Annotated in this window: 13 protein-coding genes and 1 pseudogene; 9 read left to right on the forward strand and 5 right to left on the reverse strand. The window is 63.9% G+C overall.

From position 1 onward, the window contains the following. Window positions 1–243 precede the first annotated feature (243 nt). Together AC0L27_RS29865 and AC0L27_RS29870 are read right to left on the reverse strand one after the other, a co-directional pair. Complete coding sequence (locus AC0L27_RS29865) at window positions 244–2,853, reverse strand: CHAT domain-containing protein (protein WP_354206228.1); 2,610 nt, start codon at window positions 2,851–2,853, stop codon at window positions 244–246. Window positions 2,854–2,929: 76 nt separating this feature from the next. Then, entirely contained in the window at window positions 2,930–3,679 is a 750-nt protein-coding gene (locus AC0L27_RS29870) for a HugZ family pyridoxamine 5'-phosphate oxidase (RefSeq protein ID WP_354206226.1), read from the reverse strand. A 241-nt stretch (window positions 3,680–3,920) separates the two neighbouring features. Between AC0L27_RS29870 and AC0L27_RS29875 the strand changes: the two genes are divergently transcribed. From AC0L27_RS29875 to AC0L27_RS29895, 5 genes are all read left to right on the forward strand, one after another. Further along, window positions 3,921–4,622 (forward strand): response regulator transcription factor, encoded by a 702-nt coding sequence (locus tag AC0L27_RS29875; protein ID WP_007597749.1) that lies wholly within the window; start codon window positions 3,921–3,923, stop codon window positions 4,620–4,622. Window positions 4,623–4,738: 116 nt separating this feature from the next. Continuing rightward, the gene (locus AC0L27_RS29880; protein WP_275172899.1) at window positions 4,739–6,544 is read left to right on the forward strand and encodes a sensor histidine kinase; all 1,806 of its coding nucleotides are present in this window, start codon (window positions 4,739–4,741) and stop codon (window positions 6,542–6,544) included. After that, on the forward strand, window positions 6,541–7,065 hold the full coding sequence (locus AC0L27_RS29885; RefSeq protein ID WP_275172900.1) for an HPr kinase/phosphorylase: 525 nt from the start codon (window positions 6,541–6,543) through the stop codon (window positions 7,063–7,065). Before AC0L27_RS29880 ends, AC0L27_RS29885 begins: the two co-directional genes overlap by 4 nt. Before the next feature lie 133 nt (window positions 7,066–7,198). Then, window positions 7,199–7,600: a PTS sugar transporter subunit IIA gene (locus tag AC0L27_RS29890; protein ID WP_007597752.1), complete on the forward strand. Its 402-nt coding sequence runs from the start codon at window positions 7,199–7,201 to the stop codon at window positions 7,598–7,600. Then, window positions 7,597–7,914 (forward strand): HPr family phosphocarrier protein, encoded by a 318-nt coding sequence (locus tag AC0L27_RS29895; protein WP_007604995.1) that lies wholly within the window; start codon window positions 7,597–7,599, stop codon window positions 7,912–7,914. Before AC0L27_RS29890 ends, AC0L27_RS29895 begins: the two co-directional genes overlap by 4 nt. A 15-nt stretch (window positions 7,915–7,929) precedes the next feature. Here the strand turns inward: AC0L27_RS29895 and AC0L27_RS29900 are convergent, their stop codons facing one another. After that, window positions 7,930–9,552 (reverse strand): glycosyltransferase family 39 protein, encoded by a 1,623-nt coding sequence (locus AC0L27_RS29900; RefSeq protein ID WP_354206436.1) that lies wholly within the window; start codon window positions 9,550–9,552, stop codon window positions 7,930–7,932. A 126-nt stretch (window positions 9,553–9,678) separates the two neighbouring features. Between AC0L27_RS29900 and lepA the strand changes: the two genes are divergently transcribed. After that, the gene (gene lepA, locus AC0L27_RS29905) at window positions 9,679–11,490 is read left to right on the forward strand and encodes a translation elongation factor 4 (RefSeq protein WP_354206223.1); all 1,812 of its coding nucleotides are present in this window, start codon (window positions 9,679–9,681) and stop codon (window positions 11,488–11,490) included. Window positions 11,491–11,951: 461 nt separating this feature from the next. On the opposite strand, the gene AC0L27_RS29910 is transcribed toward lepA, so the two are convergent. Further along, window positions 11,952–12,686, reverse strand: a complete 735-nt coding sequence (locus tag AC0L27_RS29910) for an SDR family oxidoreductase (RefSeq protein WP_354206221.1) — start codon at window positions 12,684–12,686, stop codon at window positions 11,952–11,954. A gap of 109 nt (window positions 12,687–12,795) precedes the next feature. On the opposite strand from AC0L27_RS29910, the gene AC0L27_RS29915 reads away from it, so the two are divergent. Next, window positions 12,796–13,752, forward strand: a complete 957-nt coding sequence (locus tag AC0L27_RS29915) for a LysR substrate-binding domain-containing protein (RefSeq protein ID WP_275172945.1) — start codon at window positions 12,796–12,798, stop codon at window positions 13,750–13,752. A gap of 77 nt (window positions 13,753–13,829) precedes the next feature. Then, window positions 13,830–13,979: pseudogene (locus AC0L27_RS29920) on the forward strand (TetR family transcriptional regulator); the annotation flags it as partial. A gap of 117 nt (window positions 13,980–14,096) precedes the next feature. On the opposite strand, the gene AC0L27_RS29925 reads toward AC0L27_RS29920, so the two are convergent. Further along, window positions 14,097–14,870, reverse strand: a complete 774-nt coding sequence (locus tag AC0L27_RS29925; RefSeq protein ID WP_354206219.1) for an SDR family NAD(P)-dependent oxidoreductase — start codon at window positions 14,868–14,870, stop codon at window positions 14,097–14,099. Window positions 14,871–15,037: 167 nt separating this feature from the next. On the opposite strand from AC0L27_RS29925, the gene AC0L27_RS29930 reads away from it, so the two are divergent. After that, window positions 15,038–15,376 (forward strand): response regulator, encoded by a 339-nt coding sequence (locus AC0L27_RS29930; protein ID WP_275172904.1) that lies wholly within the window; start codon window positions 15,038–15,040, stop codon window positions 15,374–15,376. The last annotated feature ends 2 nt before the right edge of the window (window positions 15,377–15,378 follow it).

Here is a 15,378-nt window from a genome sequence, read left to right on the forward strand (position 1 = left end):
GCTTGGCGCCGCCGCGGTCACCGTGATTACAGGCCGTCCGGCCTCGGTTGGAACGACCTAATACTGATGAACGCTGGCGTTGCCAAGCTGATCCCTTAGGATTTGGTTTATTCAAAGACCGCGCCAAACGTCGCGCATGTCAGCTCTGAGCAGGTGCATCAAAAAATCAACAATGATCGCGCAACCAAATGCGCGTTTCGGCGTTCTACGAGGTTGCTGCGCCGCACAATCTTCCGCGCCATCCTATCGTACCGCGCCTTCGCCGATCAGCGCGAACGGGCCCCACATCGCGGGGTATGCGTTGCGCGGTGACGAGGTGTCGTCAACATAGGTTAACATTGCGCGGCGCAAAGCTTCGGCACGGCCGATCTTTGGTTCGTTTTTGAGCAGCTCGAAAGTCGATGTGGTCAAGCGGGTGGCAGCTTCCGAATCCACGGCCCAATGCGAGACCAGCAGCGCGCGCGCACCGGCGTAGAAGAACGAGCGCGCCAGTCCCGACAGGGCCTCGGCGCCGGGCTGGTCGCCTGCGATGGTGTTGCAGGCCGAGAGCACAACCCAATCCGCGTTGAGCTTGAGCTGGGCGACTTCACTCGCAGTGAGCAGACCGTCGTCGAGCTCCGTGGGCTGATCAGGAATCGAGAGCGCGAGCGAGGGCTCACCCAGTCCCTTGATGTCGCCGGCAACCAGGCCGTGGGTGGCAAAGTAGATGATGCCGTATTGAGCAAGCGCTGCACGCTTCAGCGTCGTTTCGCTGGCGTCGCGGCCGAGATGGATATCGGCCTCGGCAGCCCCGACATCCCTGGCCACCGCGTTCAACTCATCGGCGGTGTCGGGCAGCTGCGGCAGCGCCTGCGCAAGCCGCGCGCGATCGACGCCGGCACCGCGCCAGAAGTCGCTATAGGCAATGGTCGCGATGCTGCGCGCGACGACCTTGCCGCTCGCGGCGCGCCGCTCGGCGGGCGCTTCCAGCGCGGGATTGAACACGGGATCGCCAAAGCCGGTCATCGGCTTCACGCTTTGGTCCCGACGGGCGAAGGCCCGCAGCGATTTCAGGCTGACCACCGACGGCAGCACCGAGACGGCCTGGCGCCGCAGCAGCCAGGCGGCGCCGCGATAGCCTTCGAGCGTGTCGGGGATCGCAGCCTGCGGCTTCTCGGTGACGAGCAGATGAAACGGCAAGGCGGTCAGCGCAGCCGACGGCACCACCAGCAGGCTGCGCTTGTCCTTTGTCAACGCCTCGACCGGACCGAGCAGCGCGACATTGAGCTCGTTGGCGAGTGCGAGATCGAACAATCCGGATTTGCCGGAGGCATCGCGCGCTTTGCCGACGTCGAGTCCCTTGCGGAATGCCGTCACCTTCTGCGTCAGCGCATCCGCGCCGAGTGGAATCGCCCTCCAGCCGACGCCCTCGCGCGTGATCGCGATGACATAGCTTTGCTTGTCGACGACGGAGTAGAGCACCATCGCCTCGTCCGCCGACAGCAGCAGCTGAATGTCCTTTGCCGTCAACGGCAGGGGATTGGAGAGCGACGCATAGTCGGGAAACTCGACCGCGAGAGTCTTCTGCAAGCCCGCACGCTCGTTGGCAATCGTTGCAATCCGCACGCGGCTGCGCTGCTCGGCTGCGAGATCGCGCTGCGCAGATGGCTTCGACACCGCGGTGACGATCGCCTTGTCGAGTGCCTCGGACTCAGCCGCGAGGTCCTGGTCCCGGCGCACCAGCTCGGCGAGCCGGTCGCTGCCGGCAGCAAGCCGAACCGCGAGCTTGTTTACGGCGGATGCGGCGGAGGATTGCGTACCGCGCTGGATCGCGGCGAGGGCCTGGTCCAGCGCCTTGTCGCCGGGCAGCAGATCTTGCTGGCGTGCGGCGAACAGGACCGGCAACACGACGCGCAACTGCGCGCGATCGCCCCGAAGCGTCCTTTCCGCGAACGGCAATGCGTCCGCGGTGCGCCCGGCCACGTAGAGGAAATAAGCGAGATTGCTGGTCGAGGTCATGACGTCGGGATGATCGGGCCCGAGCGCACGTTCGCGAATAGCCAGCGCGCGGCGATAAAGCGGCTCGGCGCCGCCGTAGCGCTGCTGGTGCTCATAGAGGCCGGCGAGGTTGTTGAGGGAGCGGGCAACGTCGGGATGATCCGGTCCCAGCACCTTCTCGCGGATCGCGAGCGAGCGCTTGATCGGCGCTTCCGCGTCCGCATCGCGGTTGAGATCGCGATAGACCTGGCCGAGATTGTTCAGGACGGTGGCCACCGCCGGATGCTCGGGGCCGCCGGCCTTCTGGTAGATCGCGAGCGCCCGCTGAAACAGCGGCTCGGCATTCGCATAGTGCTGCTGCTTCACATGGAGCGTGGCGAGATTGTTGAGGGACTGGCCGACATCGGGATGCTCGCGCGACAGCCCCTTCTCGCGAACGGCGAGCGCGCGCCTGAACAGCGGTTCGGCCTCGGCATAGCGGCTCTGCCGCTGGTAGAGCGCGGCGAGATTGCTCAGTTCGGCTCCAAGCAGCGGGGTTTCGAGACCGAGCGACTTTTCCATCAACATGATGGCGCGCTTGTAGAGCGGTTCGGCCAGATCGTCGTGGCCCTGACCGGCATGAACCTGGCCGAGGTTGTTCAGCGCGGCGGAGAGTTCGCGACCGGTGTCGCTCTTCTCCAGGCTCGCGACCATGCCTTGCGCCAAAGGCAGTGCTTCCGAATATCTGCCGGCGCTCATCAATGCGTTGATGCGCGCGCTCTCCGCGGCGAGACCTTTCGGAGCAGAGCTTGTCTGGGCAACGCTAAGCGTGACAAGCGATGCGGTGATCGCGAGCGTCAAACCCGCTACCAGCGTCAGTCTCTTCCATTCTGTCATTGACGCTCTCGCCGCCGCCTTCCGACCGGTTACGGTACCGATTACGGAGTTGGGTCGCGGCGACGGGCGGCAGCGTTCAATGTGTTGCGCTCTGGTCCATCCTGGCGCGCGCTTCTCCGGCGAGGCGAACCAGCATCTTGCGCAGCGCCGTGCCATCAGCCACGCGCTCCGGGAAGTCCAGCCTCAAGGCGGTCTGGCCGTCCTGCATGTCGAGGCCCTCCGGATCGCAACCGGTGCAGCGCCAGTCGCCCGCGGCCGCGCCCAGCAGCTTTGTTGCATAGAGGCCCATGGCCTCGCGGTGGTCGGCATTCATGTGCTCCACCGCGCCCTCCTCCGCCGCCAGCAAGTCCTCGGCGCCCGTGAGGTCCGTGAGGAATTGCTCCGGCTTGAGGTCGACGATCCGGCCGAAGCCCGCGACCAGATGGGTTCTCGTGGGCCGGATCCGAAAGAAAGAGAAATCCTTAAAAGAAACAAAGGCTTCCGCTGAGGGATGGGCATTGAGATACCGTCGCTGGAGCAGATCCTGGTCGGCATCGGCCGACTCGGCATGACCGGACAGCATGATCCGGGCGCCTTCCAGCGGATCGCCCGCCGCCCGCTCGTCCAGCATCATGGACACCCGGCTGTCGGCCAGGATGTTCCTGGTGTGCACCGCCAATCCCGAGATCAGCAGGATCGGAGAGCCATCCGGATGGCTGGCCAGATTGACCAGGGAGCAATAGGGATCGCCGCTGCCGGCCATCAACGTCGCCAAGGCACCCTGCCGTGACCGCCGCAGCAGCGATTTGGCGAGCTTTCCGGGATCGAAATCGGGGGTCGGTTGCATCGGCTTTCTCGGGTCAGGTGGTTGCATGGAGGGCCTTTTTTCGGGTAAACCGGGGCCCGGTTATGGGTCGAGATGCGGCGAATCTGCCGTGTTTCGTGGAACTTGGTCACACTTCAGCCTAGCTTGCATTGCTCGGTGACAAGGTTCGACTGCCAACATCGGCACCCATGTATGCGGCGCATCAGTGGATTGCTCGCCGTTTCAAGCCACGACCCAAACGGAAAGCAGAAAGCAGAGGCTCATGCCCACAATCGCTTTGGTCGACGACGACCGCAACATTCTCACATCCGTCTCGATCGCGCTGGAGGCCGAAGGCTATCGCATCATGACCTATACTGACGGCGCCTCCGCGCTCGACGGTTTCCGTACCACCCAGCCCGATCTTGCCATCCTCGACATCAAGATGCCGCGCATGGACGGCATGGAGACGTTGCGCCGGCTGCGGCAGAAATCCGACCTGCCCGTGATCTTCCTGACCTCCAAGGACGAAGAGATCGACGAGTTGTTCGGCCTCAAGATGGGCGCCGACGACTTCATCCGCAAACCATTCTCGCAGCGCCTGCTGGTCGAGCGCGTCAAGGCGGTGCTGCGCCGTTCGGCGCCGAAGGACCCGACCGTCACGCCGAAGGAGAACGACGCCAAGGCGCTCGACCGCGGCCTGCTGCGCATGGATCCTGAACGGCACACCTGCACCTGGAAGAACGAGCCGGTGACGCTGACCGTCACCGAATTCCTGATCCTGCAGGCACTCGCGACCCGGCCCGGCGTGGTGAAGAGCCGCAACGCGCTGATGGACGCCGCCTATGACGACCAGGTCTATGTCGACGACCGCACCATCGACAGTCACATCAAGCGGCTGCGCAAGAAGTTCAAGGTGGTCGACAACGAGTTCGAGATGATCGAGACGCTCTACGGCGTCGGCTACCGCTTCAAGGAAGCCTGAGGCGCACGCGCCTCCACGAAAGACCGAGAGCATCGCCGGTTCTGATTCCATCGGGACCGGGATGGCTCTAGGATGCGGGGACCTTCGCACGAGCTGTCCTAACGCGGGCGTGAGCATTGCTTGACCGAACGCAGCCTGACGAGAACCAGAACGCCGAGGACGTCACCGCCCACGGCGCTTCGGATCAATTGGCCGAGGACAAGCCGGCCGTGCGGGGCTGGCGTCCGCTGAACTGGCTGAAGCGCGCCGGGCAGTTCTTCTTCGCGCTTTCCTTTTCGAGCCTGACCCGCCGCATCGTCTCGCTCAACCTCGCCGGCCTCGTCGCGCTGGTGGCGAGCATCCTCTACCTGTCGCAATTCCGCGCCGGCTTGATCGACGCCCGCGCGCAGAGCCTGCTGGTACAGGCGGAGATCATCGCCGGCGCCATCGCGGCCTCCGCGACGGTGCAGACCAATGCCATCACCATCGACCCCGACCGGTTGCTCGACCTCAAGCCGGGCGAGACCTATGGCGGCTCGGACGAGTATTCCCCGCTGGATTTTCCGATCAATCCGGAGCGCGTGGCGCCGGTGCTGCGCACGCTGATCTCGCCGACCAAGACGCGCGCCCGCATCTACGACCCGAACGGCAGCCTGCTGGTCGACAGCCGCAGCCTCGAGACCGTGGTGCGCTTCCCCCTGCCGTCAGTCTCCGCCGAGAAGCCGGGCATCGTCGAACGCGGCATGGTCGCGGCCCGCACCTGGCTCAATCGCGGCGACCTGCCGCTCTATCGCGAGCTCGGGCCCGAGAACGGCAACGGCTATGCGGAGGTCGGCGACGCGCTCCAGGGCCAGAAGCGCTCGATGGTGCGGGTCAATGCGCGCGGCGAGGTGATCGTCTCGGTCGCGGTCCCCGTGCTGCGCTCGCGCGCCATCCACGGCGCGCTGATGCTGTCGACGCAGGGCGACGACATCGACCAGATGGTCACCGCCGAGCGCCTCGCCATCCTCAAGGTGGGCGGCGTCGCCGCAGCGGTCATGATCATGCTGTCGCTGCTGCTGGCCAGCACGATCGCAGGTCCGGTCCGCCGGCTCGCCGACAGCGCCGAGCTGATCCGCCGCCGGATCAGGACCCGGGTCGAGATTCCCGACTTCACCCGCCGTCGCGACGAGATCGGCCATCTCTCCGGTGCGCTGCGCGACATGACCAGTGCACTCTACAGCCGCATCGAAGCGATCGAGATGTTCGCCGCCGACGTCGCGCACGAATTGAAGAACCCGCTGACCTCTTTGCGCTCCGCGGTCGAGACGTTGCCGCTGGCGCGCAACGAGAACAGCCGCGCGCGCCTGCTCGAGGTAATCGAGCATGACGTCAAGCGGCTCGACCGGCTGATCTCGGACATCTCCGATGCCAGCCGTCTCGATGCCGAACTGCAGCGCCAGGATGCGATCCCGGTCGACCTGCGCCGCCTGCTGACGACGCTCGTCTCCGTCGCCAATGAAACCAAGCTCGGCCATGACGTCGCGGTCGAAATGCGTTTCGAGGGCCGCGGCCCGACTGATAATTTCGCCGTGACGGGCCACGATTCTCGGCTCGGACAGATAGTCTCCAACCTGCTCTCGAATGCACAGTCCTTCTCCGAGCCCGGCAACAAGGTGCGCCTCACCTGCCGCCGCGTGCGCGGAGAGATCGAGATCGTGGTCGACGACGACGGCCCCGGAATCCGGGATGACGCGCTGGAGCGCATCTTCGAGCGCTTCTACACCGACCGCCCTCATCAGGGCTTTGGCCAGAACTCCGGCCTCGGCCTTTCGATCTCCAAGCAGATCGTCGACGCGCATGGCGGACGCATCTGGGCGGAGAACCGTCCCGGCCCGGCGGACGAGGACGGAGCGCCGAGTGTCGTCGGCGCGCGCTTCGTGGTGAGGCTGCCGGCGCTATGAGCGACGGCGGCCCCAGCATTCACGCCTCGGCGGTCAAGGTTGGAGATCTGGCGGTGCTGATCCGCGGGCCCTCGGGCTCCGGCAAGTCGCGCCTTGCCTTCGATTTGATCATGGCGGGACGTAGCGGCGTGCTCGAAAGGGCCGTTCTGGTCGGTGATGACCGTGTCCATCTGGCGACAGTCGGCCGGGAAATTGAGGTCCGCCCCGCTCCGGTCCTGGCCGGGCTGATCGAGATTCGGGGGCTGGGAATCCGCCGCTGCGACTTCGTGGAGCATGCGACCGTCGGTCTCGTGGTCGATCTGGACGCTGCGGATGCGGAGCGGCTGCCGCCGGACGAATCCCTAAAAACAGCCATTTTAGGTGTTGAAATACCGCGAATCCCGATCGGCCGCGACTATTCGCCCCTCCCACTGGTTGTCGCGGCCTTGACCACTACCAAGAGTTCATCTTCCGTTAACCCTTCAGGCGATTGTTTGAAGGGAAATGGTAACCATATGAACCCCACACTCGCGACCGAATAGACCGGCGCAGCTCCCCTTATCCATCCGTCTAGATTCAGGGAGATACGCAACATCCCCTCTTGCGCGGGGGCTCTGGATGGTCAAAGTGGCGCGTTCGTGCGGTGCACCAAAAGCGCCCGCGAGGAGTTTTCCGATGATTGGTCTAGTACTTGTGACCCACGGGCGCCTTGCCGACGAATTCAAGGCAGCGCTTGAACATGTCATGGGCCCACAAAAGCAAATCGAAGCGATCACGATCGGCGCCGAAGATGATTCCGATCTCTGTCGAAGCGACATCATCGAGGCGGTTAACCGCGTCGATTCCGGCGACGGCGTCGCGATCCTCACCGACATGTTCGGCGGCACGCCGTCGAACCTGGCAATATCCTGCATGAGCCGGCCGAAGGTCGAAGTGCTCGCGGGCATCAACCTTCCCATGCTGGTGAAGCTCGCCAAGGTGCGCGAGGAGCGTCCGCTCCCCGACGCGATCGCGATGGCCCAGGAAGCCGGCCGCAAATACGTCACCATCGCCAGCCGCGTCCTCGCCGGCAAATGAGCGACGAGGCGCCGCAAGCCGGGACGGGCGTGCCCGCGGGCGCGATCTCCAAGGACCTTCTGATCATCAACAAGCGCGGCCTGCATGCGCGGGCCTCCGCAAAGTTCGTCCAGGCCGTCGAGCGCTTCAGCGCGCAGGTCTGGGTAACGCGCGGCGGCGAAACCGTCGGCGGCACCTCGATCATGGGCCTGATGATGCTCGCCGCCGGTCCCGGCACCACCATCACGGTCGCCGCTGCCGGCGATGATGCCGAAGCCGCGCTCGCGGCGATCACCGAACTCGTTGAAAGCAAATTCAACGAGGAAGGGATTTAGGCGGCGTCGCCTCGATCACTTCGGCGGCGCGATGTAGATGTTCCAGCTCATCGACGGACCGGCTTTGCCGTGGGTGAAACGGCGCGTCGTCATCACGATGCGCTCGGCGTTCGGCGCAACCTCGGACACCCATTTCTCGAACGCTGGCAGGCGACCGTCGGCCGGATCGAACACGCCGATGAAGCCGTATCGCTTAACGTCATCGGGCGAAATCAACCCGGACCCCCAGGCTTCGAGCGGCGTGAACGCAGCAGGATGGTCCGGGCTGTAGAACACCATCGGCTGGATCGACTCCATGGTGCCGGCAACGACCGCCCAGCGCGAGGCGAAGCGCGCGTGCCAGGCCTGCGTCAGCTCGCGCGCGAGATCCGAGCGCGCGCCATAGGTCGCCGTGTTGCCGGCATTAGCCGCCATCTCGCGCGCGGCGATCCAGGGCGAGGCAATGAGCGTGGCGACGCTGAGCACGAGCCAGATCGCGACAATGTTGAATAGCGCAGCACTTTGCACCCGCAAGGCCGGGATCGCGACCAGCGCGAGCGGCACCAGAAAGAACAGCGAGATGCCCCAATCGGTCTTCATGTAGATACTGAAGGCCAGCGCGCCGAGCGCGGGGCCGACCGCGACGATGATCTGAATGAGCCAGACGTTGCGCGCCTGCGAAAGGTTCACGCTCGCATTCGCGCCGCGCGCCCAGGCCCGCGTGACGATGCGCAAGGGCGCATGCAGGAGCAGCCTGAACCAAGGCGGCACCAGCGCCATCGCCAGCGCGGCCAGCGCCACCGGCAATGCCAGCAGCGCGACATTGTGCAGGGCATAGCCGGCCACCAGCTGATGCACCTGGCCGCTGTCCTCGAGGCTGTAGGTGTCGCCGGCATAGGCCAGCGGCAAGAAATGCGCGTCCGCCAGCCAGACGATGTGCGGGATCATCGCCATCACCATCGTCGCGATCGCAACCCATGGCGCCGGTGACGACAGGAAACTCAATCGCTCCGGATGGATCAGCGCGGCAAGCCCGATGGCGCCGATCATGGTCAGCACCCAGTATTTGGTCATTAGCGCCAGCGCGCCGGCAAGCCCGAGCAAGACTCCGGATTGCCAGCTCCGCTTCTCGAACGCATTGAGATAAGCGAGCACGAGGAGCGGCAAGGTGACGAGCTGGAGCAGGTCGGGATTGTACTTGAAGCCCTTGAAATTGAAGATCGGGTAGAGCGCGACCATCACCACGACCAGGAACGCGCGCCGCGCATCCACGACGCGCAGCGCGATCAGCCAGCAGATCACCATGCCGGTGCTGACGGTCGCCATCGCCAGCGCATAGGTCGCCCAGTCCGTCGGCGGGAACATCGTGAACCAGAGGCCGGCGACCCAGCCCGACAGCGGCGGGTGCTTGCCATAGCCCCAGAGGAATTTCTGGCCCCAGCCCCAGGCTTCCGCGACGTCCATGTGAACGTCCTGCGCGGCCTTGAGATTGATCAGGATGAAGGTCCAGAGCACCGCATGCAGGATGGCGAGCTGGATCACCAGCCACAGGCGCGCCTCCGGCCGGGTCGCGCTGGCAACCAGCCAGGCCCGAAAGCGGGCATAGCTCACCCGGGTCTTCGCGCGCGCTCGGGCAGACGGGATCGAGGTCGTCGACATGGGCCTGGACATCAGGCGTTGCGTAGCGCGTTTCGGGCCTTCGTGGAATCAGCTTGGCGTGAACAAAGGCCCTGAAATTACAGCAATATGGTTGCCGCACGGGGATGTGAGTGGTATCCCGCGCCCATGACGACCGTCCCCATTTCCAACATCCGCAATTTCTCCATCGTCGCCCATATCGACCATGGCAAATCGACGCTGGCCGATCGCCTGATCCAGATGACCGGCGGTCTCACCGACCGGGAAATGGCGGGGAAGGAGCAGGTGCTCGATTCCATGGACATCGAGCGCGAGCGCGGCATCACCATCAAGGCGCAGACGGTGCGTCTTGCGTACAAAGCCAAGGACGGCAAGGATTACATCTTCAACCTGATGGACACGCCCGGCCATGTCGACTTCGCCTACGAAGTCTCGCGGTCGCTGGCGGCCTGCGAGGGTTCCCTGCTGGTGGTCGATGCCAGCCAGGGCGTGGAGGCACAGACGCTCGCCAACGTCTACCAGGCGCTCGACAACAATCACGAGATCGTCCCGGTGCTGAACAAGGTCGACCTTCCCGCCGCAGAGCCCGAGAAGGTCAAACAGCAGATCGAGGACGTCATCGGCATTGACGCGTCCGACGCGGTGATGATCTCGGCCAAGACCGGCCTCGGCGTGCCCGATGTGTTGGAGGCCATCGTCACGCGCCTGCCGCCGCCGAAGGGCGATCGCGATGCGACGCTGAAGGCGTTGCTGGTCGACAGCTGGTACGACGTCTATCTCGGCGTGGTCGTGCTGATCCGCGTCGTCGACGGCGTCATGAAGAAGGGCAGCCGCGTCCGCATGATGGGCACGGGCGCTGCCTATGACATCGAGCGCGTCGGCTTCTTCACGCCGAAGATGACGCAGGTCGACGAGCTCGGCCCCGGCGAGATCGGCTTCATCACCGCCGCGATCAAGGAAGTCGCCGACACCCGCGTCGGCGACACCATCACCGACGACAGGAAGCCTGTTACCGAAATGCTGCCGGGCTTCAAGCCGGCGATCCCGGTGGTGTTCTGCGGCCTGTTCCCGGTCGATGCCGACGACTTCGAAACACTGCGGGCCGCGATGGGCAAGCTGCGGCTCAACGACGCCAGCTTCTCGTTCGAAATGGAAACCTCGGCCGCACTCGGCTTCGGCTTCCGCTGCGGCTTCCTCGGTCTGTTGCATCTGGAGATCATTCAGGAGCGGCTGTCGCGCGAGTTCGATCTCAATCTGATCGCGACCGCGCCGAGCGTCATCTACAAGATGAAGCTCAACGACGGCACCGAGATCGAGATCCACAATCCCATCGACATGCCTGACGTGGTCAAGATCGCGGAGATCCAGGAGCCCTGGATCGAGGCCACGATCCTCACCCCCGACGAATATCTCGGCAGCGTGCTGAAGCTGTGCCAGGACCGCCGCGGCTCGCAGAAGGAGCTGACTTACGTCGGCTCCCGCGCCATGGTGAAATACGATCTGCCGCTCAACGAGGTCGTGTTCGACTTCTACGACCGCCTGAAGTCGGTCTCCAAGGGCTACGCCTCGTTCGACTATCATCTCACCGACTACAAGCCGGCCGATCTGGTCAAGATGCAGATCCTGGTCAACAACGAGCCGGTCGACGCACTCTCGATGCTGGTGCATCGCACCCGCGCCGAAGGCCGCGGCCGCGCCATGGTCGAGAAGATGAAGGATTTGATCCCGCCGCACATGTTCCAGATCCCGATCCAGGCGGCGATCGGCGGCAAGGTGATCGCGCGCGAAACGGTCCGCGCGCTGCGCAAGGACGTCACCGCAAAGTGCTACGGCGGCGACATCACGCGCAAACGGAAACTTCTGGAGAAGCAGAAGGAAGGCAAGAAGAAGATGCGGCAGTTCGGCAAGGTCGACATCCCGCAGGAAGCCTTCATCGCCGCGCTGAAGGTGGACAGCTGAGGCGAGCGCCTCGCCCGGCTCTAGCGAGATGAGACAGGACCGGTTCGGGACCTTTGGGCGGACAATAAAAAACGCGAAAACAACCCCATGCACAGTAGCCGGCACGTTGTTGGCATTGGTTTTTTTCGAGCTTCCGATTTTACGAAATCTATTTGACTCGTCGGGCAAAACAGGAGCATGATGCCATAATCGCAAGCCGTGGATTGGCGAGCTGTTGTGTGCAGGCCTGCGATGTCGAGCTTTCAATTCTGAGGCGTGTGCACTTGATCGTTCCAGCTTCTTGAAGCGTGCGCAAAGCTCGTCACGCTGGCCGCGACGACGTAGGATCTGAAACGAACAATGACGACCTCGCTCGTTCACGCCTGCGACGTCTATTTTGCCCCTCCTGACGCGCTGCAGCGTGCAACGCTGCTGCGCAAAGCCGGGATTCAGCAAGCATGTCGCAAGCCATAATCAAATAATCAGACGAGACGGGCACCGCCATCGATGTGAAGCGTCTCGCCATTCATGAAGCGGTTGCTCATCAGGAAGACCACAGCGTTTCCGGCTTCCTGCGCCGTGCCAAGGCGGTGCAGCGGCAGCTTGTCCTTGAGAGCCGCCACGTAATCATCGCGGCCGTCGCCAAGTGTGCGCGCGAGCAGAGGCGTATCGATCGTTCCAGGCGACAACGTGTTCACGCGGAGCGGGGCCAATTCCAGGGCGAGGCCCCGGGCGAAGGCTTCCATAGCAGCCGAGGCGGCGGCAAGCACGGCGGTGCCGTATGCGTTTGGTCGGTCGGCCAAGGCTCCGGAAATGAAAGTGACTGATCCGTCGGCGGCAATTCGGCTTCCGAGGCTGCGCAGGACATGAACAGCCGCCCAGATGCGCTCATCGAAAGCGCGGCGCAAATGATTGACGTCCGCCGCAAATATCTTGCCCGCGACGAAACTGCCGGCAAGCAGAACGAGATGATCGACGTGGGGGATATCAGCTAGTGCGGCGGCGATCGTTTCAGGTTTGGTCACATCGGCGGAGCGCCAACCGGCGAACCCATTCTCGGAGGCAACCCGCTCAGCTCCCGCGGCACCGAGCCCGATAACGATGACTTTGCCACCGGCTGCTTGGGCCTGTTGGGCCGCGGCAAGGCCAATTCCCGACGTACCACCGAAAATGACGACAGTTTGGTCCTTGAGAGAGCTGGAGGGCAAATCGGTCATGAAGGCGGTCCTTTCGAAGGGCAGCGCCCAACGCGCGGCCGATGGACTCAATCTAGACGCCTCGGTTTTGCTTGATAATCCGGCACATTGTCGGCTCTATTATGCCGCCATGGAACAAATCAGCCTCGACCGACTGACCGGACTTATCGCCTTCGCCCGCTCCGGATCGCTTGGCAGCTATACCGCCGCCGCTCGCGCTCTCGGCGTCTCGCCTTCGGCCGTCAGCAAAAGCGTTCAAAGACTGGAGCAGCGTCTTGGCCTCCGCCTGTTCAGCCGAACCACCCGCTCGCTGACCTTGACCTCGGAAGGCCGAGATCTGCACGAGCGGACACTGCGCCTTTTGCGGGAAGCGGATGCGATCGAACAGGCGGCATCTGCCGCGCGGTCCGAGCCCTCTGGCGTTTTGAGGATTGCAGCGCCTCTGCCGATCGGCACCCATATTCTCGCCGCGGCGTTGCCGCGCTTTCGCAGTCGCTATCCAAAACTTGCGATAGACCTGCGGCTCGGCGATCAGTTCGTCGATCTTATTGAAGAGGGCATCGATGTGGCGATCCGCGTCGGCGAGCTTGCCGATTCTCGGCTGATCTCACGGCAACTCGCGCCTCACCGCATCTGCGCATTCGCGTCACCGGAATATCTGGCTCGGCGCGGAACGCCGATGAGCCCGCACGAGCTGGTCAATCATGACTGCGTAAACTTTCGCTTCCAGAGTTCGGGGCAGATTTTTCGGTGGCCTTTGATCGTCGGGGACCGCTCGATCGAGCTCGTTCCCGATGCCGGGATCATCACCGACGTCAGCGATGCCGTCGCCGTGGCCATTGCGTCGGGTGGCGGTATCGGCATTACGCCCACCTACGTCGCAGCACCCTACGTGCGGCGAAAGGAGCTCTTGCCGGTGTTGCAGAATTTCGCCGTTCCGAGGACCAACATCACCGCACTTTGGCCGGAAAGTCGACGCGGCAATCCCAATGTGACGAGCTTCATCGCGTTCTTGTCCGAAGTCTTCACGTCGCGACCTTCATGGGACGACGTGGTCGCCAAAGCCGGTCAGGATGTCGAGAGATGAAGCTTGCAGTCTCGCCAACGCCCGCCGGGGACCGTTAACAGAGGCGACGGCTGCCTTCTAACGTCGCCTTCTGCCCGATCGCGTTGAAAACGCCAGGGGCGGCGCTTCATGGCCTCGTTGAACTCGAACGTTCAGGCCTCATCAGACCTGCCGCGCGCGACAAACGCATCGCCCTTGTCGTTCGGACAATTACAGTTTCCGGGCGCAGTTCGCCTGCTCGCGGCTGATACCGCTCAGTTGTCGGCCACCTCACACCCGTGCCTGTCTCCATATCCGATCATGTTGCGCCGAAGCGTCGCCAATCGGCAGAGACTGCTAGACCTGTGACGCAAGGCTAAATGCCTTTACGCCGGAGGCAACGTCACCCCCGTCAACTCGCCCAGTCTGTCGAGAAGTCTCTCCTGAAAATCGCGGTCCGTCGCTTCGTGCGCCGGCTCTTGGCGCCGGAGGTCATGCCAGTAATGACCGCTGACCAGGGCGGCGGGATCGTCGTTCACCGCCAGCCAGGTCTGCGTCCGTTGTCCGGTGGCCACGCCGACCGGCGCTCCGGCACCGCCCATTTTGGTGCGCGCCCAGCCGGGATCGACCGCGTTGCTCAGCACCTGCGGCCAACGCCGCGCCAAGGCAAAGGCCAGCGCGACCATGTGCAGCTTGCTCTCCGCGTACGCCTTGGCCGGATCCCAGGTTCGCCTTGTCCAGTCGAGATCGCTCAACGATCCCTCTCCGCCGCGATGTAGTCCGCTGCTGAGATAGACCAGGCGATCGGGGCGTTTCATCAGGGCGGTGAGCAAATAGGGCGCGAGCGTGTTGACCGCCAGGGTGGTGGCGTGGCCTTCGGGCGTCGGGCCGCGGCTGCGCTCGGTATAGACCCCGGCGTTGTGGATGACCGCGTCCATTCGCCCGATTGCGTTGACCTGATCTGCCACGTGCCTGGTCTGGGCGGCGCTCTTGAGGTCGCCGATCACGACCCGCGCGGAATGCGATTCAAGCCCGGCGATTGCCGCCGCACGTTCCGCTGATCGCGCGTGCAGGACCACCTGGTGGCCCTGTTCGAGGAGAGACTGGGCAGCTGCCCGGCCCAAACCGTCCGTACTGCCCGTGATGAAGACGATTGCCATTGCCGCTCCAGTTCGATTCCCCGCTTCGGTGCCTCCGTCGAAAGCTCAAGGAGAATGCAACATGTTCGACTGATCATGCCGTGGCGCAAAGAGCGCCGAACGAAGACACCAGAACCGAACAATCTTCCAGGACGCGCATTAACATTCGATAAGTTAGGAATGACCGCATGTCGAATTTCGTCATGCTGCTGGTCGAGGACGACTCGCTCCAGCGCGAAGTTCTATCCGACCTTCTCAAGGACGAAGGGTTCGAAGTCGTCGAATGTGCCACCGCAGAAGCGGCGGAGCTTATCGTGGCATCGACGGGCACGGAGCTACGGGCGCTCATCACCGATCACAACCTCGCGGGGAGAATGACCGGGCTCGAGCTCGCAGAGTACGCTCGCAGTGCCCATCCCGGACTCAACATCGTGCTGATGTCCGGGACGGTGATGGCGCCGCTGCCGCCCAACACGACCTTCTTGCACAAGCCGTTTGCGCCCGCCCATTTGCTGGCGGCCGTTTAGAA

Source organism: Bradyrhizobium sp. Ken51, assembly GCF_055807435.1.